At 71.3% G+C, this 21,366-nt stretch carries 18 protein-coding genes and 1 pseudogene; 10 read left to right on the top strand and 9 right to left on the bottom strand.

Annotation, left to right across the window (positions count from 1 at the left end):
* Positions 1–640: 640 nt before the first annotated feature.
* Positions 641–1,696: a TIGR03118 family protein gene (locus tag FXF68_RS24045; protein ID WP_187438079.1), complete on the top strand. Its 1,056-nt coding sequence runs from the start codon at positions 641–643 to the stop codon at positions 1,694–1,696.
* A 371-nt stretch (positions 1,697–2,067) separates the two neighbouring features.
* Here FXF68_RS24045 and FXF68_RS24040 read toward each other — a convergent pair whose 3' ends face one another.
* Positions 2,068–2,541: a MarR family winged helix-turn-helix transcriptional regulator gene (locus tag FXF68_RS24040; protein WP_187438078.1), complete on the bottom strand. Its 474-nt coding sequence runs from the start codon at positions 2,539–2,541 to the stop codon at positions 2,068–2,070.
* 54 nt (positions 2,542–2,595) lie between these two features.
* On the opposite strand from FXF68_RS24040, the gene FXF68_RS24035 reads away from it, so the two are divergent.
* Both FXF68_RS24035 and FXF68_RS24030 read left to right on the top strand, forming a co-directional pair.
* On the top strand, positions 2,596–3,876 hold the full coding sequence (locus FXF68_RS24035; RefSeq protein ID WP_148762886.1) for a nucleotide disphospho-sugar-binding domain-containing protein: 1,281 nt from the start codon (positions 2,596–2,598) through the stop codon (positions 3,874–3,876).
* A gap of 4 nt (positions 3,877–3,880) precedes the next feature.
* Entirely contained in the window at positions 3,881–4,411 is a 531-nt protein-coding gene (locus FXF68_RS24030) for a methyltransferase family protein (protein WP_148762884.1), read from the top strand.
* Between the two features lie 115 nt (positions 4,412–4,526).
* Here FXF68_RS24030 and FXF68_RS24025 read toward each other — a convergent pair whose 3' ends face one another.
* Positions 4,527–6,203: a carboxylesterase/lipase family protein gene (locus tag FXF68_RS24025; RefSeq protein ID WP_246178909.1), complete on the bottom strand. Its 1,677-nt coding sequence runs from the start codon at positions 6,201–6,203 to the stop codon at positions 4,527–4,529.
* Positions 6,204–6,380: 177 nt separating this feature from the next.
* On the bottom strand, positions 6,381–8,336 hold the full coding sequence (locus FXF68_RS24020) for a tetratricopeptide repeat protein (protein ID WP_187438077.1): 1,956 nt from the start codon (positions 8,334–8,336) through the stop codon (positions 6,381–6,383).
* Positions 8,337–8,814: 478 nt separating this feature from the next.
* Here FXF68_RS24020 and FXF68_RS24015 point away from each other — a divergent pair, with 478 nt between their 5' ends.
* The gene (locus FXF68_RS24015) at positions 8,815–9,678 is read left to right on the top strand and encodes an alpha/beta fold hydrolase (protein WP_148762878.1); all 864 of its coding nucleotides are present in this window, start codon (positions 8,815–8,817) and stop codon (positions 9,676–9,678) included.
* A gap of 93 nt (positions 9,679–9,771) precedes the next feature.
* On the opposite strand, the gene FXF68_RS24010 is transcribed toward FXF68_RS24015, so the two are convergent.
* Positions 9,772–10,365, bottom strand: coding sequence for a TetR/AcrR family transcriptional regulator (locus FXF68_RS24010; RefSeq protein ID WP_148762876.1), 594 nt, complete (start codon positions 10,363–10,365; stop codon positions 9,772–9,774).
* A gap of 41 nt (positions 10,366–10,406) precedes the next feature.
* On the opposite strand from FXF68_RS24010, the pseudogene FXF68_RS44030 reads away from it, so the two are divergent.
* A pseudogene (locus FXF68_RS44030) lies at positions 10,407–11,228 on the top strand (alpha/beta fold hydrolase); the annotation flags it as partial.
* 126 nt (positions 11,229–11,354) lie between these two features.
* Positions 11,355–11,810, top strand: a complete 456-nt coding sequence (locus FXF68_RS44025; protein ID WP_246178942.1) for a GNAT family N-acetyltransferase — start codon at positions 11,355–11,357, stop codon at positions 11,808–11,810.
* A 95-nt stretch (positions 11,811–11,905) separates the two neighbouring features.
* Here the strand turns inward: FXF68_RS44025 and FXF68_RS24000 are convergent, their stop codons facing one another.
* Complete coding sequence (locus tag FXF68_RS24000; protein ID WP_148762874.1) at positions 11,906–12,682, bottom strand: SDR family NAD(P)-dependent oxidoreductase; 777 nt, start codon at positions 12,680–12,682, stop codon at positions 11,906–11,908.
* 6 nt (positions 12,683–12,688) lie between these two features.
* On the bottom strand, positions 12,689–13,573 hold the full coding sequence (locus tag FXF68_RS23995; RefSeq protein ID WP_148762872.1) for a helix-turn-helix domain-containing protein: 885 nt from the start codon (positions 13,571–13,573) through the stop codon (positions 12,689–12,691).
* Between the two features lie 132 nt (positions 13,574–13,705).
* Between FXF68_RS23995 and FXF68_RS23990 the strand changes: the two genes are divergently transcribed.
* Positions 13,706–15,175 carry an MFS transporter gene (locus FXF68_RS23990; protein ID WP_148762870.1) on the top strand — a complete coding sequence of 490 codons (1,470 nt, stop codon included), beginning with the start codon at positions 13,706–13,708 and terminating at the stop codon, positions 15,173–15,175.
* 193 nt (positions 15,176–15,368) lie between these two features.
* Here the strand turns inward: FXF68_RS23990 and FXF68_RS23985 are convergent, their stop codons facing one another.
* On the bottom strand, positions 15,369–16,949 hold the full coding sequence (locus FXF68_RS23985; RefSeq protein WP_148762868.1) for a DEAD/DEAH box helicase: 1,581 nt from the start codon (positions 16,947–16,949) through the stop codon (positions 15,369–15,371).
* A 193-nt stretch (positions 16,950–17,142) separates the two neighbouring features.
* Entirely contained in the window at positions 17,143–17,346 is a 204-nt protein-coding gene (locus FXF68_RS23980; protein ID WP_067900481.1) for a cold-shock protein, read from the bottom strand.
* A 265-nt stretch (positions 17,347–17,611) separates the two neighbouring features.
* Here FXF68_RS23980 and FXF68_RS23975 point away from each other — a divergent pair, with 265 nt between their 5' ends.
* A complete protein-coding gene (locus tag FXF68_RS23975; protein ID WP_148762866.1) occupies positions 17,612–17,839 on the top strand; it encodes a hypothetical protein in 228 nt (75 codons plus the stop codon).
* Positions 17,840–18,039: 200 nt separating this feature from the next.
* Here FXF68_RS23975 and FXF68_RS23970 read toward each other — a convergent pair whose 3' ends face one another.
* Positions 18,040–18,693: a GAF domain-containing protein gene (locus FXF68_RS23970; protein WP_187438076.1), complete on the bottom strand. Its 654-nt coding sequence runs from the start codon at positions 18,691–18,693 to the stop codon at positions 18,040–18,042.
* 410 nt (positions 18,694–19,103) lie between these two features.
* On the opposite strand from FXF68_RS23970, the gene FXF68_RS23965 reads away from it, so the two are divergent.
* Positions 19,104–19,553: a hypothetical protein gene (locus tag FXF68_RS23965; RefSeq protein WP_148762862.1), complete on the top strand. Its 450-nt coding sequence runs from the start codon at positions 19,104–19,106 to the stop codon at positions 19,551–19,553.
* Positions 19,554–19,632: 79 nt separating this feature from the next.
* The gene (locus FXF68_RS23960; protein ID WP_148762860.1) at positions 19,633–21,354 is read left to right on the top strand and encodes a SpoIIE family protein phosphatase; all 1,722 of its coding nucleotides are present in this window, start codon (positions 19,633–19,635) and stop codon (positions 21,352–21,354) included.
* The last annotated feature ends 12 nt before the right edge of the window (positions 21,355–21,366 follow it).

The raw sequence follows: 21,366 nt of genomic DNA, 5'->3' as shown, positions 1-21,366 counted from the left end.
GCTTTCTCGGCGATATTCAGGGTGGGCATTCCTCGACAAGGCCGCATTAGTGGATGCCAAGGAAGGAATGCCGGCCGAGGCGTGCACCTTTACATGAGGCTGATCTAGCTCGTGAGATTCATGACCGAGAGCGGGTCGCGGTGTCCAGCCAATCTAATTTGGGCGGGTTATCGTAAGGGTTTAGGGATCTGACGCCGCCGCTGAGGGGTGGTGTGAGTTCATCAATCTCCTGGCTCGCGCGCCGATCACATATGCCGACACGATTGCTGGGGCCCGAGACGATCGCCGTACGTGGTTGGGCGAGCGAGAGCGGGGCGATCGCTACCGCGGGGCTTCCGGTGCTCTGACCGTGGACGGGGCCTGTGCTCCGGGCTTCTCGCCCTGACTTCCTGCAGCCAGCTCGCGGGTTGGCTGTCCGGGCGGGCCGAGATGGTTGTTCCGCCTCACGAGGTTGGTTCTCCGGGCCCGGGTGTGCCGATCGGCCCGAACGTAAAGCGGCCGTTGTTGTTGGTCAGGGTTTCGTCGCGTGGTGCGGCAGGCGGGTTCGCCGAACATGCCCGGGGTAATGATCGCCGCGGTCCGTCCAGACCGGCTGATCGAGCCAGTGGAGATCTGAATGCGAAAAACCATAGGTATTCTCATGGCCGCTCTTGCCCTGCTGGCAGGAATGGTCCCGACCGGTCCCGCGTCCGCCGGGACTGCGAACCGCGCCGACGGATCGGGCTGGCGCACCCGGTTCACACAGACCGATCTGGTCTCCGACATCCCGGGGCGGGCGCGTCTGCAGGACCCCAAGCTCGTCAACCCATGGGGTCTGGCGCTTAGCCCGACCGGCCCACTGTGGGCCGCCAACAACGGCACAGGCGTCGCGACCGTGTACGCGGGCGGCGCGGGAGGTGTGACGAAGCAGGCGCTAGAGGTCACCGTCGAGGGTGGCGCTCCCACCGGAGAGGTCTTCAACGACACCGCCGACTTCGCGGTGAACGGCGCGCCGGCCATCTTCATCTTCAGCAGTGAGAGCGGCGCGATCACCGCATGGAACCGCAACACGGGGACCACCGCGGTCCACGTGGCAGGCGCGCCCGGCGCCATCTACAAGGGACTGGCGCTGCTGCGCACCCGCCATGGAGCGTTCCTGCTGGCGACCGACTTCCACAACAGGCGTATCGATGTCTTCGACGGTAAGTTCCGGCGCCTCAGGCTGCCCAGCGGGAGCTTCGACGACCCGTCGATCCCACCGGGCTTCGCACCGTTCAACGTCGCTGTCCTCGGCGACTCCGTGTTCGTCACCTACGCCAAGCAGGACGCGGACGCCGAGGATGACGTCCCCGGCCCCGGGCTCGGCTTCGTCGTGAAGTACCGGCAGTTCGGCCGCTCCCATCACCGCTTCGCCTCCCGCGGTCCGCTGAACGCGCCGTGGGGGCTGGTGATCGCGCCCCGATCGTTCGGGGACTTCGCCGGGGACGTCCTCGTCGGCAACTTCGGCGACGGCCGGATCAACGCCTTCACCCCGCATGGCCGTTGGCGGGGCGCGCTGCGCGGGCCGAGCGGCCGCCCGATCGAGATCGACGGCCTGTGGGCGCTCCTGCGCGGGACGCAGACGACCGGTGGGACCGACGCCGTCTGGTTCTCGTCCGGCCCGAACGACGAGACGCACGGCCTCGTCGGCCTGCTGCGCAAGGCCCGCCTGCACTGAACATGGGCGCGACCGGCGGCCGGACCGGCCGCTGGTCCGTCCCCACTTTCGAGCGGCCCGTCCAGCGGTCCGAAGGCCGGGACGACGGGTGGGACGACGGGTGGGATCAGTGACGGCGACGCCGGTGCCCAACGGCACTCGTTACTCAAGCTGTGTGAGTCCGGCTTGGACACGTCAGCGCGTTGATCGAGCAAGCCATCGACAGACTGGCCGAGGTCGGGCCGGCACTTGGGCGCCCGCTCGTCGACACCCTGGAACGCAGCTGCCGAACGTCTGCTTCTGGGTACGTCCGGATGGGTGCCGAGATCTGTCATCGGGTGGCCGGTCTGCGGCATGGAATGCGCGGTGTGCGACCGCGTGGGGTGTTGTCTTCAGTTGGCCGGTAGGGACTTGAGCAGGCGTTCGACCAGGGTGTTCAGGGTCTGGAGTTCGGTGTCGGTCAGGGTGGAGAACCAGTCGGCGACCGCGTTGTGGTCTGCGGCGTCGCGGCCGCGCCAGTACTGGTCGTTGGTCTCGGTGGCGATGAGGCGACGGCGACGGCGGTCGGCCGGGTCGGGTTCGACGCGCAGGAACTCTTTGCGACTCAGGGCCGCTACCAGTTGGGCGGCGTTCTGGTGGGTGGTGCCCATGGCATCGGCGGCCTCGCTGAGAGACGGTTGACCGAGCGCGGCCACCACGGTGAGCAGCGCGGCCTGCTGAGTGGTGAGCCCGTCGGCGCGTAGCCGCTGGTCCATCAGACGGTGCAGCCGCTGTCCCACCAGCAGCAGTACCCGGAACGCGCGCACTGCCGGTTCAAGGTCCGAGTCGGGCCCGATGTCGAACACGGACTTCCCTGGCACGTCCATGTGCAATATATTACCTGATTGCATCATCCAATATATTGCGGAGGTTGGAGAGCCGTGATCTGCCTGCTTCCCAACTGCGCGTACCTGTCAGAGACCACGCGGATGCTGGAGATCCACCGGGCTCTGCGTGAGCGCGGTGCGGCGGTCCGAATCGCCACGCACGGCGGCGTGCACGAGAGCGTGCTGCGGGCCGCGGGCGTCGAGTACGACGTGGTCGGGCAGCCGATGGACGCCGAGCGCAGCGCCGCGTTCGTCCGTTCCGCCATAGGGCTCGGATCTGTCGACCAGAGCATGTACAGCGACGATGAGCTGCGGTCTTACGTGCTCGCCGAGGCGGGCTACTTCAGCGCTAACCGCGTCACCGTAGCGGTGACCGGCTTCACGTTGACCGCGTTGCTTTCAACGCGGCTGGCCGGCATACCGCTCGTCACCGAGCACGCGGGCAGTTTCGTACCCCCGGTATTCGAGCGCGGCCTGGTGCCCGCCCCGGGTGGCTTGCCGCGGCTGCTCGGTGGCGCGCTGCCGCGCTGGGCCATCAACCGCGCGATCCCGCGACTGCGGTACCACTGCGCGGGCTTCAACCGGATCGCCGCCGAGTTGGGCGTCGAGGGTCTGCCCAGCCTGCTCGCGCTGTTGTTGGGTGACCTGACGCTGGTTCCGGAGATCCCGCAGGTCGTGGGGATTTCCGCGCCGGATATGGCGGCCTGGAGCCCGCGCGGGAGGTCCCGTTATCGGCAAGGCACCACGCTGCGCTACACCGGCCCGCTGTTCGCCCACCTTGATATCCCGCTCCCAGAGCGGGTCGCCTCGTTCCTCCACCCGCCCGGTCCGGTCATCTACGTCGCGCTCACTTCGACCGGACCTGAGCTGATCCGCGATGTCATCGGTGCTCTGGCCGGGGTGGACGCGCGCATCCTGGTCGCCGCGACCGTCCACGACCTGGCAGACCTCGCCTCCGACCGGGTGATGGTCGAGTCCGTCCTGCCGAGCCATCTGGTCATGCCCCATGTGGACCTCGCGGTCGTGACCGGCGGGCAGGGCAGCATGCAGACCGCGATGGCGTCCGGGACGCCTGCCCTGGGCATCCCACTCCATTCCGAGCAGGACCTCAACGTCGCACTGTTGGAACGCCAAGGCGCCGCCCACCGGATCCCGCCACGTCACGCCGGAACCGCCAAGCTGGCCACACTGGCACGGCTGATGCTCGCCGACGACCGCTACCGGCAAGCGGCCCAGCGAATCCAGCGGCTCTACGATGATGTCGACGGCCCCGCACGCGCCGCCGAAGCCATTTTGCAACTCGCCACGGCACCCTCCCCGATTCAGGGACGGTGACCGCATGCGCACACCGTCCGTAACGCTGGGCAGCGCCCTGTTCTTCGCCGCCGCCCCGGGTGTCGTGGCCGGCCTGACGCCCCTGTGGCTGACCGGCTGGCGACCGCGACACCACCTCCTGTGGCCGGTGCCGCTGCGCATCACCGGGATCGTCCTGGTCACGGCGGGCAGTCTCGTACTCATCCACGCCTTCGTCCGGTTCGTGACCGAAGGACTCGGCACGCCCGCCCCCATCGCCCCGACCCGACATTTGGTCGTCGGCGGGCTCTACCGGCATGTACGCAACCCCATGTACCTGGCGGTCATCACCACGATCGCCGGACAGACACTCATCCTCCAACGCGGCATACTCCTGTGGTACCTCGCCACCGCGACCGCCGTCATGGTCGCCTTCGTGCACTTGTACGAGCAGCCCGCGCTCCGGGCCCGTTTTGGCACCCAATACGAGCAGTACGTCCAAGCCGTGCCAGCCTGGTTGCCCAGACTCCGCCCATTCCACCCGGACGATCGCCCCGGGCGCCCTGCCGCAGACTGAAATCACCCACGATGTGCAGCCTTTTTTCGGACGGGTTCGTTCGGTACGGCCGACGGCAGTCGATCTGCCGTCGGCCGCGGGGTGAAGCATCGACCGTTTTACGCCTCTCCCCTGGTCAAAGGGCCTTCCAGAAGGCGTACTCATGTTCTTTTGCGAAATCGATTCGCTGGATGCCTCCCTTGCCGGGTGCGAGGACCTGGGTGATGTTTCCCTCCTGCCAGGTTGGCGCGCCCTTGACGTTGGGGTCGCCTGTGCGGGCGAACCTCGTCCAGTAATCCGTCATCTGGTCGGCCAGGCGACGCTGGGCGGGGCTCAGTCGGCCTTCGTCGAAATAGTCGGTGTCGAACTGGTATTGCAGTTCGGCGGCGTGGAAGGCGCCGGTTGGGAAGCCAGGGGTTCCCACGTCCGCGACCCAGGGCGCCTGGGCATCGGCGAATTCGTAGGCGTATGCGGGCACTCGCCTTGCGACGGATTGGCCGAAGTCCGTTACCGAACGGGCGAACGTGGCGTCTGTGACGAGAGCTGACCATGCCTCGCTCGGCGAACCGTAGTTTCGGAGCGGGTACTGGGCCAGGACTTTCGGTGCCTTTTCCGCGCCTACGTAGGCGCGTACGCGGGCGGCGTAATCTGCCTCGTCCGCCAGCGGGGGGACGCCCATGAGCTGCTGCGCGGCCTCGAAGGTGCGGTATTCGTCGCGCGTCATGCCGTACATGACCGGGACCTTCGCGAACTTTCCTTCGCGCAGCGCTTGCTTCGGGGAGTACGGGAGAACGCCCCCGCCGCCGTACACCGGCGCGAAGCCGTACTCCGACTCCTTCAGCAGTTTCGACGTCGGTAGCGCGCGTAGGCATGCGGCGGCCGTGGCGGGAGTGGGGCAGCCGAGTCTGGTGGCCACCGCCTGGCCCTGGCGCTCGGCCTTGCTCCGCGAACGCGGCAGCCAACTGCCGGAGGGGTCGACCGTCCCATCCCAGTCGGGCCAGTTCTCGACCGTGCACGGACCGCTCTGGACGATCGCGCGCTGGAAGAGGCCCGCGGCACCTGGGGAGGTGAGCTGCGAGCATGTGCTCACTCCGCCGGCTGACTCGCCGAAGACTGTGACGTTGCGGGCGTCGCCGCCGAACGCCGCCGCGTTGCTGCGCACCCAGCGGAGGGCGGCCTGCTGGTCCTCCAAGCCAAAGTTTCCTGAGCGGTTCCTGGCCGGGCCGCCGTCCAGCGACGGGTGGTCGAGGAAGCCGAAGATGCCAAGCCTGTAGTTCACGGTCACGACGATCACGTCGCCGCGCACGGCCATTTCCGTCGGACGGTACAGGGCACCGGAGCCATTCCGGAATCCGCTGCCGTGGACCCAGACCATTACCGGCAGCCGCTTGCCGTTGGCAGCGGGACGTCGGGGCGTGGTCACGTTCAGGTAGAGGCAGTCCTCGCTGTCGCTCGCCTTCTCACCGAAAAATCCCGCGTTCTGGGCGCACGCATTTCCGGGCTTTGTCGCGTCCCGCGGTGAGGTCCATGGCTTTGCCCGGCGTGGTGAACCCCACCGGACGGGCGGCGAGGCGTACGGGACGCCGAGGAACTCCCGGTGGTCCGCGCTGACGGTGCCCCGCACCGGGCCTTTGTCGGTGAGCACTAGTGAACCGTCACCGGCCGCCGGACCGGCCGCCATCGCGATCCCGCTGAAACCGGTCTCGCCGAACCCGGTCCCGCCGAGTCCTGTCGCCCCGAGGCCTATCACGGCGAGACCACCGATAACGGCCAGCGACGTTCTCCGCCCGCGCCGCTTCCGATCTGTATCCATGACGGCTCCCATCTCGTTGAATCGACTTCCTCTACAGTCGCCGGGACCGGTACACGGGCACAGGAGCCTTTTCTCTAGATCTCTGGTGGGCCTAGCTCTACCTTCCTGCTCGGTGATGAGCCTTAGCGGAGTAGGTGGCGCGGGCGTGCGGATGGCCCGCATGACCCGCGCGTCTCGTTAGTGGGGGTGGACGGCGTTGAAGAGTCTTTGGAGGTCCTCGGCGGTGGCGCCTTCTCGGAGTTCGGTCGGGTCGTCCACGACATGTTGCAGGTGGGCGCGGGCCGTAGCCGGGTCGCCGCGGCGGGCGGCGATCCGCGCGGCGACGCGGTGGGCAACGCGGTGCTTGGGATGCTGCTGGAGGAGGGCGTCCACGAGAGCGGTCGCGTCGTCGTCGAGTTCCAGGTCGCAGAGGACGTCGGCCAGGTCCGAGCGCGGGTCGAACAGCGTGGTGGCCATGAAACCGCTGTAGCCCTTCCGCACTGATGGATGCACCTCGACCGCCGTGCGCAGCCAGTCGGCGGCCTCGTCCAACCGGTTCTGACCGCGCAGGGACAGGCCCAGCCAGTACGCCGCCTCGTGCAGCGGCTCCTGCTCCTCGCGGCCTTCCCACGCGATCCGCAGCAGCGGCTCGGCTTCGGTGTACGCCTCGCGCCGGACCATGCTCCGCCCGGCGAGCCAGCCGCACCACGCGACACCGCCCTGGGCCGCGAGGGCCCACATGCGCTCGGCCTCCTGCCGGTCGCCGTACTCGTCCGAACGCGACCCGGCCCACCAGGCGGCCGTGCCATGGCCGAGCCGGGCGGCGCGGCGCAGCCACTTCTCGGCCTTGAATTCATCCTCGGCGTTCAGATAGAACCGGCCGATCTGTTCGATCAGGTCCGCATCTCCGGGATCGGCGACTGGGGCGGTGCTGGCACGTTCATAGGCGGCCTCGGCCGCGGGCAGGAACCACTCGATCACATGCTCCGCGTCGGCGCCGCAGATGTCGTACAGGAGCTCACCCAGTTCCAGCTTCGTGCGCGGGTCGCCGTCCTCGGCCGCTAGGCGGAACCATTTCACGGCCTCCGGCAGCGCCCGCTTGTGCCGGAGCAGCCGGGCCAGGTCGGCCGCCGCCGAGACGTCGCCGGACCCGGCAGCAGTGCGCAATTCTGGCAGCCGCGCCTCGTCCGCCTCGTCGACCAGGTTGTCGGGTCGGCGGCGATATTCCTCGACTCGCTCCAGCCCGGCCTCGAAGTCCTTATCGTCTGCTCGTTCGCCGTATGCCGTGTACCAGTGCTCCGCCTCGTCGAGCCGTCGCTGATTCAGGGAGAGGACGGCCAGGTTCCACATCGCCTCGGGTCGGCCGAGGTCCGCCGCGCGCCGCAGCCAGCTCTCGGCCTTGTCCAGGTCACCGTGCTCGCGCTGCATGAGGCCGTGGACGTACGGCGCGAAGGCCGACTCCGGGAAACGCTCCGCCGCCTTCTCCAGAGCGCTCTGTGCATCGTTCCACCGGTCGACCTTGGTCAGGAGGAGTGCCTTCCACACGAGAGGAGCGTCGTCCTCAGCCACTTCGGCGGCCTTGTCGTACACCGACAGCGCGTCATCGAGGTACCGGGGATACCTCCTGAAGTCCTCGGCCCGGTCGCCCAGGTCGCGGACGGTGTCCAGCGCGATGTCCAGATCGTCCTGATCCTGTTCGGCCTGGTCGAGGAGGTCGTCGCACTCCCGGATTTCGGCGGCGAGGCCGTCCATCAGGCTCAGCGCCTCCCCGGCGACGTGATCGCCCTTGCGCTGCGCCTCCTCCAGCCGTGCCACGGCTTCGTCCGTCCGGTGCTGACCGGCCAGCAGGATCGCACCGTTGGTCTCGCACTCCAGGCTGCCCAGGGCGGCGCCCCTGTCGTACCACTCGGCCGCCCCGGCGAGGTCGCCGGATCGTTCCAGCAGGGTCGCCAGACCGAACGCGCAGCCGCCGTCGTGGTCCGCGCCGGCCCGGTACCAGTGCTCCGCCCGTTCGTATTCACCCCGGTCGCGCATCATGATGGCGAGAGTCCGGGCGGCGTACGCATCGCCCGCGAGTGCGGCGGGCTCCAGCCACGGCACGGCCCCGTCCACGTCCTTGGACGGGCCGGCCATCAGGAACCTGGCGTACTCCACGCCGGCCTGCGGCCCTCCCGTCTCAGCGGCGGCACGGAGCTCGGATTCGGTGGGCCCTTGCGGGACGTTCGCGGACATTCGACCAGTCGTACCAGAGATCGCGTGGACTGTCGGACCCGCCGGGCGTGGGCGTTGAGTTCGCGCCCGGCGGCGGTCGGGTGGGGCAGGTCTTCAGGGCGTAGGCGTGGACGACCGTCTCCTCCGTGCCGCTGTCCTTCGTTGTGCGTTCCGGTGGCGTGCCCAGGTGCGTCGGTGGTCTGCACACCATGAACTCACGCTAACCAGCTAGATGGGGTTGACAAGTTAGGCAACACCTGGCATAACTCTAACCGTTGTAAGTCATTTAGACGGTTAGAAGGATGGCCGATGGAGCAGAGGTGGGTCGTCGGGACAGGGCTCGCGGCCGCTGCCGCCGGGTTCTCGGCCGGGCCCCGGCCGTCCTGACCGCGCGTTGGAAACTTTGAAAGGAACACGCACGATGAACGTCCGTCACCACACCGTCCAGATCCAGGGGCTCGACGTCTTCTACCGGGAGGCGGGCGATCCGGCCAACCCCACTCTGGTGCTGCTGCACGGCTTCCCCACCAGTTCGGCGATGTTCCGGGGGCTGCTGCGCGATCTGTCCGACGACTACCACCTCATCGCCTCTGACCACATCGGCTTCGGGCAGTCGGCGATGCCCGCCGTCGACGAGTTCGAGTACAGCTTCGAGAAGCTCACCGAGATCACCCTCGGCCTGCTCGACACGCTCGGACTCGACCGGTTCGCGCTCTACATCCAGGACTACGGCGCACCGATCGGGCTGCGCATCGCCAGCCGCGCCCCCGAGCGGGTCACAGCCATCGTCAGCCAGAGCGGCAACGCCTACATGGAGGGCTTCACGCCCTTCTGGGACGTGCTGTTCGCCCACGCCAAGGACCGGCAGGCGAACGAGGCCGACGTCCGCAAGCTGCTGGAACCCGACGCCACCCGGTGGCAGTACACCCACGGGGTTCCGGCCGACCGCCTGGATCTGCTGTCCCCCGACTCATGGACGCTCGACCAGGCATACCTCGACCGGCCCGGCAACAAGGAGATCCAACTCCAGTTGTTCTGGGACTACCAGTTCAACCTCGACGGATACCCGGCCTTCCAGCAGTACTTCCGCACCCACCGGCCGCCGACTCTGATCGCCTGGGGTCGCAATGACGAGATCTTCGGACCCGAGGGTGCCAAGGCGTACGCCCGCGACCTGCCTGACGCCGAGATCCACCTGCTGGACGCCGGTCACTTCGCCCTGGACACCCACGGACGCGAGATCGCCGACCTCATCCGCGACTTCCTCCCCCGCGCGCTCGCCTGACGATCCAGCCAACGCACGACGACCTAATCCGATCCGGCACCGCATGGGGCCGCCATCCCAGAGGCGGCCCCGTGCGGGCGCTCGGGTTAAGGATCAAGGGGGTGGGAGGAGGCGGGTTAGGAATTCGGTTAGGGCGGACTCGGCGGTTTTGGTGGCGGACGGACGGTCACTAGAGCGAGCCACGGTCAGAGCGGTTTCGTTCAAAGCAGCCAAGAGCATGTGCGCGAACGGATCCACCAACTCAGCAGGCAGGGCGCCTTGGTCGGCCACCGCGCGGAGTGCGGTTTTGACCATGCCGAAGCCGTAGCGCTCCTCGATCTCGCGCCAGCGTTGCCAGCCCAGGACGGACGGGGCGTCGATCAGGACGATCCGCCGCACCACCGGGTCACCGGCCAGTCGCACCCAGGCCAGGCAGCCCGCGTGCAACGCGGCCCGGGGGTCGGAGGCACCCGCGGCCGCGCGGGCCAGTTTGCGGGAGATGTCGGCCTCCACCGACTCCAGGACGGCGGCGAAGAGCGCGTCCTTGCCGTCGAAGTGGTGGTAGAGGGCACCCTTGCTCATGCCGGACTCTTCCAGGACGGCCCCGATCGAGGCGCCCTCGTAGCCGCGCTCGGCGAACAGGCGGGTGGCGATCGCGACGAGCTGGTCGCGGGTCGCCCGTCCGCGCGGGGACTGGTGTCCGTCCATCGTCAGCCTCCCGGATTGCCGAACCGACCGTCGGTCGGTTAGTGTATCGAAACCGACCATCGGTCGGTTTCGCGTTCCGAGGCCAGGAGGCGTCCGTGTCCGAGAAGAAGACCGTCACCACTCGTTCCGGGACGATCGCCTACACCGATACCGGGTCCGGGCCGGTGGCCCTGTTCGTGCACGGAGTCGGCACGAGCAGCCGTCTGTGGCGCAAGGTCGTTTCGCAGGTTGCAGATCTGCGGCGCTGTGTTGCGTTGGATCTCCCGTTGCACGGAGGCAGCCCGGCGCGTCAAGGGCAGGACTTCTCGCTCGGCGCGCTGGCCCAGGTCATCGAGGACTTCTGCGGCGCCCTCGGGCTGGACGCGGTCGACCTCGTCGCCAACGACACCGGCGGCGCCGTCGCGCAGATCTTCGCGGCCCGCAACCCCGAGCAGGTCAGGACGCTGACGCTCACCAACTGCGACGTCCACGACAACGTCCCGCCCGAGGCGTTCGAGCCGACCGTGGAGCTGGCCGCGTCCGGTGCGCTGTCGCGGTCGGCGGCGGCCGTGCTCGCCGATCCCGCGCTGTTGCGCGGGGCGCTCGGCACCGGGTTCGAGCGGCCCGAGGACGTCGCCGAGGCCGATCTCCGCGCCTACCTCGAACCCGTCCTCGGCACCCCGGAGAACGCCCGCGAGTTCGAGCGGTTCCTCCTCGCCCTGACGCCGGACGACCTGCTCGCCGCCGAACCGGCACTGCGGACCCTCCAAGCTCCCACCCTCATCGTGTGGGGTGACGGCGACCCGTTCTTCGACGTCCGCTGGGCCCACTGGCTCAAGGACGCGATCCTCGGCGCGACCGGCGTCGTCGAGGTTCCGGGCGCGCGGCTGTTCTTCCCGGACGAGCGTCCGGACGACCTCGTCCCCCACCTCCGCCGCCACTGGCTCGCTCACGCCCCCGGCTGGCGCACGCACGCCGAAGGGCCGGACGACGTCGCCGCGGTCCGGGAGATCAACCTCGCCGCGTTTCCCTCCGCCGGGGAGGCCGACCTGGTCGAGGCGCTGCGCGCCGACCCGGACGCCTGGATCGACGGCCTCTCGGTGATCGCCGAGAAGGCCGGCGACGGCACGCCCGCGGGCTACGCCCTGCTGACCCGCTGCCGCGTCGGGGACGCCCCGGCCCTCGCCCTCGGGCCCTGCGCGGTCGCCCCGTCCCACCAGCGGACGGGCGCCGGATCGGCGGCGATCCGCGCCGCGCTGGAGGCCGCCCGGCAGATGGGCGAGAACCTGGTGGTCGTGCTCGGCCACGCCGAGTACTACCCGAGGTTCGGCTTCCGCCGCGCCTCGGAGTTCGGCATCCGTACGTCCTTCGAGGTGCCGGACGAGAACCTGATGGCCCTCGCCCTGGACGCCTCCAAGCCCGTCCCGTCCGGCACGATCCGCTACCCGGCCGCCTTCGGCGTCTGACCCGCCAGCGCCTGGCTCACCCGTCTGCCCGTCCCACCCGTCCGACCGTCTGCCCGGCCAGCCCGTTCGGCCCGTTTGACGGGCCCGCGCCGTGGTCAGAGTTGGCGGAGGGCGCCGCCGTCGATCGCCCACTCGGCGCCCGTCACCTGGACGGCCAGCGGCGACAGCAGGTAGGCGATGACCCGCGCGACGTCGTCGGCCGTGCCGAGGCGGCCGGTCGGCAGGTCGCGCACGGTGCCGATGAAATGCTCGATGGCCTGCTCCACCGGTTTGCCGTACCGCTCGGCGAGCTGGTCGGCGAACCCGCCCGGCTCGTCCCAGAGCCGCGTGCGGGTCGGGCCGGGCGTGACGATCATGGAGCGGATGCCGCGCCCGCCGTACTCCCCCGCGAGGGATTTGGAGATCGAGAGCAGCGCCGTCTTGGCCGCCGCGTAGTCGACGAGGGAGGCGTCCGGGAAGCGGGCCGCCTCGCTGGCGACGTGCACCAGGGCGCCGCCGTGTCCGAGGAGTTCGGGGATCGCGGCGCGGCTCAACCGGACGGCGGAGAACAGGTTGAGGTCGAACGTGTCCCGCCAGTCCTCGTCGGTGACGTCGAGGAAGCCCGACCGCGTCGTCACGCCTCCGGCGTTGTTGACCAGACCGTCGAGTCGTCCGTAGCGCTCGACCGCGGTACGGACGATCGTCCGCGCGGCCTCCGGGTCGGTGACGTCGGCGGCCAGGCCGGAGACCCGGTCGCCCGGCTCCTCCGGGGGCTTGCGCGCGACGCCGAGGACGCTCGCGCCCTCCTCGGCCAGCACCCGCACGGTGGCCGCGCCGATCCCGGCCGAGGCGCCGGTGACGATGAAGACCCTTCCCGACAGTCGCAGATCCATCTCGCCTCACCTGGTCCGCGCGGGCTCGGAGGGTTCGGTGGTCTTCGCGCGCAGGAGGCGCAGCGCGGCCTCGGACGCGGAGCCCGGCTCAGCGCTGTACATGAGGATCCGGTGGCCCGAGTCGTCCGGCAGGTGGAGCGCCTCGAACTGGAGCGCCAGCTCGCCGACCTCGGGATGGCGGAAGTACTTGGTGCCCGACGCGCAGGTCGCGACCGGGTGCTTCGACCACAGCGACGCGAACTCCGGGCTGCGCATCGACAGCTCCCCGATCAGCTCGGCGAGTTCGCGGTCGTCCTGGAAGCGTCCGGCCACCACGCGCAGGGACGCGACCGCGCGCGTCGCCTCCTCCTGCCAGCGGGCGTAGAGGTCGCGGTGGTGGGCGTCCAGGAACAGCATCCGGGTGAGGTTCGGACGGTCGGCCGGACGATCCGGCGCGTCGGCCGCATAATGCCCGGCCAGAAGGCGGTGCCCGAGGTCGTTCCAGGCGAGCACCTCGGTGCGGCGTCCGAGGACGACCGCCGGGACGTCGCCGCCCATGGCCTCGATGAGCTGCCGCGTCCCCGGCCGGGCGGTCGCGGGACGGGACGGCCGCCGCCGCTTCCCCGGCGTGGGACTGGCCAGCTCGTGCAGGTGCGCCCGCTCGTCGGCGTCCAGGTTCAGCGCACGGGCGAGGGCGTCGATCACCGCCGGCGAGGCGTTGACGCTGTGCCCCTGCTCCAGCCGCGTGTAGTAGGTGGCGCTGACGCCCGCGAGCTGGGCGAGCTCCTCCCGGCGCAGGCCCGGGACCCGGCGCGCCCCGTACGAGACGACGCCCGCGTCCTCCGGTTTCAGGGCGGCCCTGCGGCTGCGCAGGAACTCGCCCAGCGGGGTCCGCTTTTCGCTTTCGGCCATGCGGCCAGCCTATGCACGGGCGCGGCGGCCCTTCCTATCCCTGTCAGTGCCAGGAAGTCCAGTTTCTGGTTGGCCCGCGCGGTCATGCCTAGCGTGATCCGGGAAACGCTCCCGGACAGAGGAAAAGAGCGCATGACCAGCATCGATCAACGAACGGGCGCCGAGCGGAAGGCCGCCGGGATGAGCCGCCAGCAGCGGATCGTCCTGCTCGTCCTGCTCAGTGCGAGCTTCACGCTCGCGGTGGACTTCTCCATCCTCAACGTCGCCCTTCCCGACATCGGCGCGGGCGTCGGTCTCGGCCTCGCGAACCTGCAATGGGTCGCGACCGTGTTCGCTCTCTGCGCCGCCGGGTTCACCCTCCTCTTCGGCCGGATCGGCGACCTGTTCGGCCGCCGCCGCGTCTTCCTGGCGGGGATGGCGCTCCTCGGCGTCGCCTCGCTGGTGGGCGGGCTCGCCGGGTCCCCGGAGTGGCTGCTGCCCGCGCGGGCGGCGCAGGGCCTCGCCACCGCCGCCGTGACGCCGACCGCCATCTCGCTGCTGACGACGTCGTTCCCGTCCGGTCCGCTGCGGGACCGCGCGCTCGGGCTGAACGGCGCGCTGATGGCGGCCGGTTTCACGACGGGCGCGATCCTCGGCGGCGTGCTGACCGACCAGCTGAGCTGGCGCTGGGCGTTCTTCATCAACGTGCCGGTCGCCGCCGCGGTGCTCGTCGTGACGCCGCTGGTGCTGGCGGAGAGCAGGCCGTCCCGGCGGCCGCGGCTTGACGTCCTCGGCGCGCTCACCGTCACGCTCGGGCTGCTCGCGATCGTGTACGGGCTGACCAGGGCGAGCGAGGAGTCCTGGGGCGACTCGCTGGTGCTCGCCGCCCTGCTCGGCGGGGTCGTGCTGCTGGCGGTGTTCTGGCTGGTCGAGACCCGCGTCGCCGCCCCGCTCGTGCCGATGCCCCTGCTGCGGCGCCGCGGCATCGCCTGGGGCAACGTCGCCGGGCTGCTCGCGTTCGCGACCGAGACCTCGCTCGTCTTCCTGCTGACCCTGTACATGCAGAAGGTCCTCGGGTTCTCGCCGCTGTCGGCCGGGCTGTCGTTCGCGCTCCTCGGCCTCGGGACGGTCCTCGGCGGCATGCTCGCGCCGAAGGTCATCGGACGGGTCGGCACCAAGCGGACCCTCATCCTCGGCTTCGCCGTGCAGACGGCCGCGACCCTGCCGCTCGCGCTGCTCGGCTCCGACTCCGCGTGGATGGCGCTGCTGCTCGTCGCGACGTTCGCGGGCGGCGTCGCGAACCTGGTCGCGATCGTCGGCTTCATGGTCACCGCGACGTCCGGCCTGCCGGACGAGGAGCAGGGCCTCGCGGGCGGCCTCGCGACGATGAGCCAGCAGATCGGCATCACGATGGGCATCCCGATCATGAGCACGATCGTCGCGGCCCGCGTCCACGCCCTCGGCGGGATCGAGACGGCGGACACCGTCCTGAGCGGCGTCCGCCTGGCGATCCTGGTCAACGCCCTGGGCTGCCTCGCCGCCGCCGCTCTCGTCGCCGTCTTCCTGCGGCGGACGAGCGCGGAATCCGCCGCCGAGCCCGCGACCGTCCCCGCCTCGGCATGAACGGCGAGGTGACGCTGCGGACGTTCCCGGGTACGCCGCACGCGGCCGTCCTCAACGGCGCGGAGGCCGCCCGCGGCGAGCCGTCGCCGCGCCGGTGGCCCGGCGTCGCCCTGCGTGCGCGGTCGGCCCGGCACGCGTCCAGCCCTCCCGGAGCCCGGAGGGCTACCGCTCCCCCTGACCGCCTGGGGGTCGGTCAGGTGTTGTAGGAGGACGGACGGCGGGCGCGGCGGGGGTTGCGCTTGGGCGCGTCATGCGAGTTCTGCGGACGCCCGCCCTGCCCGGCGGCCGAACGCCGCTTCCGCGGACGTCCAGCGTCGCGCCCGGTCGCCTGCCCGGCGTCGCGACCGCCATCCGGAGCAGCCTTACGCCCACTGCTTGGAGCGGCCTTGCGCCCAGTGCCCGAAGCAGCGTTGCGCCCGGCGGCCGACGCGGGCTTGCGGGTGGTGTCGGGGGCGGGCCGGGACGGCTCGCGGGCGCCGGTGATGCGTGTCAGTTCGGGGGCGCCCGGGTGGACGTCCGTCGAGTTCGGCCTGATTCCCGCCTGCGCCATCAGGTCGTTCACGTCGCGACGCTGGTCGGGGAGGACGAGCGTGACCACGGTTCCCGTCCGGCCCGCGCGGGCGGTGCGGCCGCCTCGGTGGAGGTAGTCCTTGTGGTCGTCGGGCGGGTCGATGTTGACGACGAGGTCGAGGTCGTCGATGTGGATGCCGCGGGCGGCGACGTTGGTGGCGACCAGCACGGTGACGTCTCCGGCGTGGAAGCCGTCCAGCGCGCGGTTGCGCTGCGACTGGGTCTTGCCGCCGTGCAGCGCGGCGGCGCGGACGCCGCGGGCCGTGAGCTTGCGGACGAGCCGGTCCGCCGCGTACTTCTTGCCCACGAACATGATCACGCGCTCGTCGCGGGCGGCGATGTGCACGGTGGTCTCGTGCTTGTCGGCGTCCGCGACGTGCAGCAGGTGGTGCTCCATCGTGCCGACGGCCCCGGCGGGCGGGTCGACGGAGTGGGTGACCGGGTCGCTGAGGAACCGGCGGACGAGCTGGTCGACGTTCTTGTCCAGCGTCGCGGAGAACAGCATCCGCTGCCCGCCGCCCGGCGTCTGCTCCAGAAGCCGGGTGACCTGCGGCAGGAAGCCCATGTCGGTCATCTGGTCGGCCTCGTCCAGGACGGTCGTCCGGACCCGGTCGAGACGGCAGTCGCCGCGCTCGATGAGGTCGGCGAGGCGTCCGGGAGTGGCGATCAGGACGTCCGCGCCGCGGGCGAGGGCGGTCGCCTGCCGGACGAGCGACATGCCGCCGACGACCGTCGCGATCCGCAGGCCGACGGCGTCGGCGTACGGGTCGAGCGCGCCCGCGACCTGCTGCGCGAGTTCACGGGTGGGGACGAGGACGAGCGCGAGCGGCGCGCGGGACTCGGCGCGGTGCCCGGCGGTGCGGGCGAGCAGGGCGAGTCCGAAGGCGAGGGTCTTGCCGGAGCCGGTGCGGCCGCGGCCGAGGACGTCCCGTCCGGCGAGCGCGTTCGGCAGCGCCGCCGCCTGGATCGGGAACGGGGACGTCACCCCCTGCCGGGCCAGCTCGGCGTGGAGCGGCGCGGGCATCCGCAGGTCGGCGAACGACTCCACGGGCGGCAGCGAGGCGACGGACGGGGCGGGACGGGCGGCCTCGGCGCGCGGGCGGGCGGCGGCGTCGGCGCGGGGCCGCGCAGGGCGGCGGCGGCCGGGACGCTGGCGCGGCGCGGACGCGCGTTTTCGCGAGGTCTGCCGGGAGTCGTCGGGCATGGTGGCTGAGCCTTCCTCGAAGCGGCGCGTGTCGAGGAAGTGCTCCGCTGCGCCGGAAGGGGCGCGGAGGGTTCTCAAGAACGAACCGGGTGCCGGCCGGCGGAACGTGGGCCGCGGGCCGTGCCGAATATCTGGACGGGCGGCACGCGCGGCGGACGGCCCCGAGGAGCCGGCCGCCGCGCGGCCATCACGATCAAGACGGGACGATGTTCTCCGCCTGCGGGCCCTTCTGGCCCTGGGTGATGTCGAACGTCACCTTCTGGCCCTCCTGGAGCTCGCGGAAGCCCTGCGTCGCGATGTTGGAGTAGTGGGCGAAGACGTCGGCGCCGCCGCCGTCCTGCTCGATGAAGCCGAAGCCCTTTTCGGAATTGAACCACTTGACCGTACCGGTGGCCATGTCGTCTCCTTCTGGTCGGTCTCGCTCGCACACCGTGCGCGGGCGAGCACGCCGCGATGGCCCATCCGGAAGATCCAGAACAACAAAAAATGCGCCTGAGGTCAGATCCGACAGGCGCATGAACATGTCTATGGGAACCGCAACACCCGAACGCTACCACAGGCGCGGGGCTCTGGACGGCGGTCGGGTCGCGACGCGGGATCGATTCGGCGTCAACTGCCGGGGTGACCCTACGCCGCTCCCGTCCACGGCGCATACTGCGGTTATGAACTCCTCCCGTCCCACCCGGCGGCGGCACCTGCCGACCAGCCCTTTCCCGCCTCCGTCAGCCGCTCCGCCGGTCCAGCAGTTCGAGCCGAGCGACCAGGTCACCCACGACAAGTACGGCCTCGGACGCGTCGTCGAGGTCGAGGCCGGCGGCGCCGTCGTCGTCGACTTCGGGTCCGGCAAGGTCCGGATTCCCGCCCCGTACGCGAAGCTCTTCAAGCTCTGACATCGATGCCCGGCACGTACGGAACGTCCGAGAAACTCCGGGAACGGCGTCCGTCCCGGAGAAATGGCTCGATGTTCCCCGACCGGCCGGGCGCCGTTCACCGATCGAAGGTCTCGTAACCGCCGGTTCACCGGCGGTCGCTCGACGGCCGTCAGTTCAACGGCCGACAGCTCCCGGAACGTCGTTCCGCAGCCGTGACGTCACCCGCCGTGATCCCCGCCCGGCGGGGTCACGTTCGCGTGGACGGTGGCGGGCGGCGGGACGATCCCCGTCTGCGCGGGCTCGTCCGGCCGAGCGGCCGCCCGCCTGTCCTCCGCGAGCTGGACGAGACGCGCCGCGGTGTCGGCGAACAGCAGCAGATGGCGCGCGGCGGCCGGGCTGAACGGCCCCGCGCCGGGCCGGCCGAGGACGGCGAGCACCCCGCGCGTCGCCTCCCCGGTGTCCAGCGGCAGGATCAGGATCGGTCCAGGCGGCAGCTCGGTGAGCGTCTGGTCGGCCGCGATCCGCGCCGACAGCGCCCGCCGGGAGCTGAACGCCCGGCCGAGCATCGACCGGCCGCGCCGCACCGTCAGCCCGCGGAGCCGGCCCGCGCCCTCGCCGACCGCGACGGCGATCCGCAGGGTGTTGGCGTCCTCGGCGGGCAGCGCGACGAACGCCAGCGGGACGTCCGCCAGGGCGCGGGCGCGCTCGGCCAGGAGGGTCAGCAGGCCGGTCAGCGGGGTCCCGTCCAGGACGGCCCGCATCAGGTCGAACGACGCGGCGAGCCGCCGCCCGTCGGCCGCGCTGCCGGTCGTGTTCGGCGGACCCCACAGGGTCACCGGAAGATCGTCGCCGGTCATGTCGTCATCCCGCATTCCCCCTCGTGACCTCAGCACCCGGGACGGGACGGCGTGACGGCGACGGGGCGCCGGACCTGACCGGCCCGAGGAGGACCGAGCGTCGAGAAACCAGGGGACGCGTGCTTGGCCGCCCGCATCGAGAAACCCTCGTCGGCCCCGAGTGTACGCCCGGAACCCCGAGGGGGAGGGTCGCGCCGCGTCCGGTGACGTACACTCGCGATGCCGAGGCCGTTCCCCGCGCGGGCCGCTCTGCCGGCCGTCCCCGGCGACATAGGAACCGGTCCGCGACGACCGGGAACGGGCCCGCATGCCCCGGCGCGCAATGGGAACCAACGCGGCAGCAACGGCAGAACCGCGCCTGGTCCCGTGAGATCGGCAGTGTGGCCCTTCCCCGGTCCAGGACAGTTTCCTGATCGGAGAGCCCAGTGACCGCGTCCGCACAGCTTGCCGCCGAAGACGACCCGGGGCCCGTGCTGCGCATCGGCCGATGGCAGTTGCCGGCCGGGCGGGCGGCGACCGCGCAGGCCCGCCGGACGGTCCACGGCGCCCTGCGCAGGTGGGGCCTCGGACCGGCGGCGGGCGACCTCACCGACCACATGACGGCGGTCGTCCAGGAGTTCCTGGCCCGCACCGCCACCCGGGCCCGCGAACCGATCCACCTGCGGCTGGAGCTGCGGGCGTCGGCGCGGCTGCTGCTCGGTGAGATCTACAACGCCATCCCCACCCCGCTGGAGTCGGCGCACCGCGCGCTGGACCGGGGGCCGGGGCGCGGCATCGTCGCCCTCACCTACGGACGGCGTCCCGCCCGCGACGGCCGCTGGTACATCCACTCTTTCACCTGGTGGCAGCCGGAGGCGGCCCCCGCCGACCAGTAGCCGTCCCGCACCCCGGGCCGGAGTGTCCGGGGTGAAACGGCGGGAATGGGCCTGGGTGTCCGCTCCAGAGGGGGTGAGGATGGCCGGGCAGGTGGACGATCGGTCGGGCGGGTCGCCGGGCACGCAGTCGGGCATGTCCCACGACCGTCTCGTGGACGCGATGAACTCCGGCGTCCTCGCGACGGACGAGGCGGGCCGCGTCACGGCGTGGAACCCGAGGGCGGAGGAGCTCCTCGGGTACACGCGCGACGAGGTGCTCGGCAGGCGCATGCACCGGTTCCTCCACCGGGACGCCGAGGGGCGCGTCCCGCCGGAGCGGCAGTGCCGCCTGCTGCGGGTGCTCCGCACGGGCGTCCCCGACCACGGGGACGGCCAGCGGTTCGCCCACCGCGATGGACGCCTGATCACCTGCTCCTGGTCGTCCGCGCCGATCTACGGCTCCCTCCTGGGGGACGGCGGGACGGTCGCCGGGCTGGTGATCGTCTTCCAGGACGCCGCCGAGCGCGACGCCGTCGAGCGGGAGCGGCGCGACCGGCTCGCAAGGGAGCGGCGGGCGAACGCGCGGCTGCGGCTCGTCGCGGAGATCACGACGGTGCTGGCGTCGACGCTGAACGAAGAGGAGCTGCTGCGCAGGCTCGTCCGGCTGGTGGTGCCCGCGCTCGGCGACTGGGCGGAGGTCGACCTCCTCGTCCCGGACGGCCGGGTCGAGCGGGTCGCCGCGACGCACCGCGAGCTGTCCGCCGCCGACATCGCCGCGCTGGAGGGGCCGCTGCCGCCGCTGCCCCGGGCGCCGCGCGGGCCGCTCGCCCAGGTCCTGCGGGGCGGGGCGGCGGTCGTGGTCGCCGGCGGCGCCGACGTGCGCTCCGACGAGCCGCTCGGCGCCGCGCAGTACGAGCTGTTCCAGGTCATGGACGCGCAGAGCGCGATCATCGCCCCGCTCGCCGCGCGCGGCGAGACCTACGGCGCGCTGACGCTCGGCTACTCCCGTCCCGGTTACGGCTACGGGCCGGACGACAGGCTCGTCGTGGAGGACGTCGCGCGCCGCACCGGGCTCGTCCTCGCGAACGCCCGGCTGTACGCGGAGCAGCGCAACACGTCCGAGGCGATGCAGCACAACCTGCTCGCGCCCCTGCCGCAGCCGGGCGACCTGCGGCTCGAAGCGAGGTACGTGCCCGCGACGCAGGTGAGCTGGGTCGGCGGCGACTGGTACGACGCGTTCGCCCTCCCGGACGGCGCCACCGGCCTCGTCATCGGGGACATCGTCGGCCACGACCTGCCGGCGGCGGCGCACATGGCGCAGGTCCGCAACATGCTGAGGGCGCTCGCCTGGGACATGGCCCAGCCGCCGAGCGCCGTCCTCGCCCGGCTGGACGGCGTGATGGCCGCCGTCAGCGACGCCGACCTCGCCACCGCCGTGTTCGGCCGGGTCGAGCGGCGTCCCGCGGGGACGTGGCGGCTGCGCTGGTGCAACGCGGGGCATCCGCCGCCGCTGCTGATCACGAACGACGGCGGCACCCGGTTCCTGGACGAGCACGGCCTGCTCCTCGGCGAGCCCGACCTCAGCGCGCCCCGGCCGGACGGCGACCGGGACCTCCCGCCGCTGTCCACGCTGCTGCTCTACACCGACGGCCTGATCGAGCGGCGCGGCATCGACATCACCGACCGGCTCACGAGCCTGCGCAGGCACGCCTCGCACCTGGCGCAGCTCCCGCTGCCCGACCTGTGCGACAAGCTCCTGGAGCGCATCGAGCCGAGCGGCGAGGACGACGTCGCCGTCCTCGCCCTCCGCCTGCCCGCCTGACGCCTGCCCGCC

This window comes from Actinomadura decatromicini (assembly GCF_008121305.1).
Classification (GTDB): Bacteria; Actinomycetota; Actinomycetes; order Streptosporangiales; family Streptosporangiaceae; genus Spirillospora; species Spirillospora syzygii.
This window is presented reverse-complemented; position numbering and strand designations above follow the sequence as displayed.

Excerpts from the sequence above, each read along its gene's own strand:
- FXF68_RS23970 (WP_187438076.1), bottom strand. The coding sequence starts at position 18,693 with ATGCGGGATGACGACATGACCGGCGACGATCTTCCGGTGACCCTGTGG.
- FXF68_RS24010 (WP_148762876.1), bottom strand. The coding sequence starts at position 10,365 with ATGGACGGACACCAGTCCCCGCGCGGACGGGCGACCCGCGACCAGCTC.
- FXF68_RS23980 (WP_067900481.1), bottom strand. The coding sequence starts at position 17,346 with ATGGCCACCGGTACGGTCAAGTGGTTCAATTCCGAAAAGGGCTTCGGC.
- FXF68_RS24025 (WP_246178909.1), bottom strand. The coding sequence starts at position 6,203 with ATGGATACAGATCGGAAGCGGCGCGGGCGGAGAACGTCGCTGGCCGTT.
- FXF68_RS23960 (WP_148762860.1), top strand. The coding sequence starts at position 19,633 with ATGGCCGGGCAGGTGGACGATCGGTCGGGCGGGTCGCCGGGCACGCAG.
- FXF68_RS24030 (WP_148762884.1), top strand. The coding sequence starts at position 3,881 with ATGCGCACACCGTCCGTAACGCTGGGCAGCGCCCTGTTCTTCGCCGCC.
- FXF68_RS23990 (WP_148762870.1), top strand. The coding sequence starts at position 13,706 with ATGACCAGCATCGATCAACGAACGGGCGCCGAGCGGAAGGCCGCCGGG.
- FXF68_RS24040 (WP_187438078.1), bottom strand. The coding sequence starts at position 2,541 with ATGGACGTGCCAGGGAAGTCCGTGTTCGACATCGGGCCCGACTCGGAC.
- FXF68_RS24000 (WP_148762874.1), bottom strand. The coding sequence starts at position 12,682 with ATGGATCTGCGACTGTCGGGAAGGGTCTTCATCGTCACCGGCGCCTCG.
- FXF68_RS24045 (WP_187438079.1), top strand. The coding sequence starts at position 641 with ATGGCCGCTCTTGCCCTGCTGGCAGGAATGGTCCCGACCGGTCCCGCG.
- FXF68_RS23985 (WP_148762868.1), bottom strand. The coding sequence starts at position 16,949 with ATGCCCGACGACTCCCGGCAGACCTCGCGAAAACGCGCGTCCGCGCCG.
- FXF68_RS23995 (WP_148762872.1), bottom strand. The coding sequence starts at position 13,573 with ATGGCCGAAAGCGAAAAGCGGACCCCGCTGGGCGAGTTCCTGCGCAGC.
- FXF68_RS24015 (WP_148762878.1), top strand. The coding sequence starts at position 8,815 with ATGAACGTCCGTCACCACACCGTCCAGATCCAGGGGCTCGACGTCTTC.
- FXF68_RS23975 (WP_148762866.1), top strand. The coding sequence starts at position 17,612 with ATGAACTCCTCCCGTCCCACCCGGCGGCGGCACCTGCCGACCAGCCCT.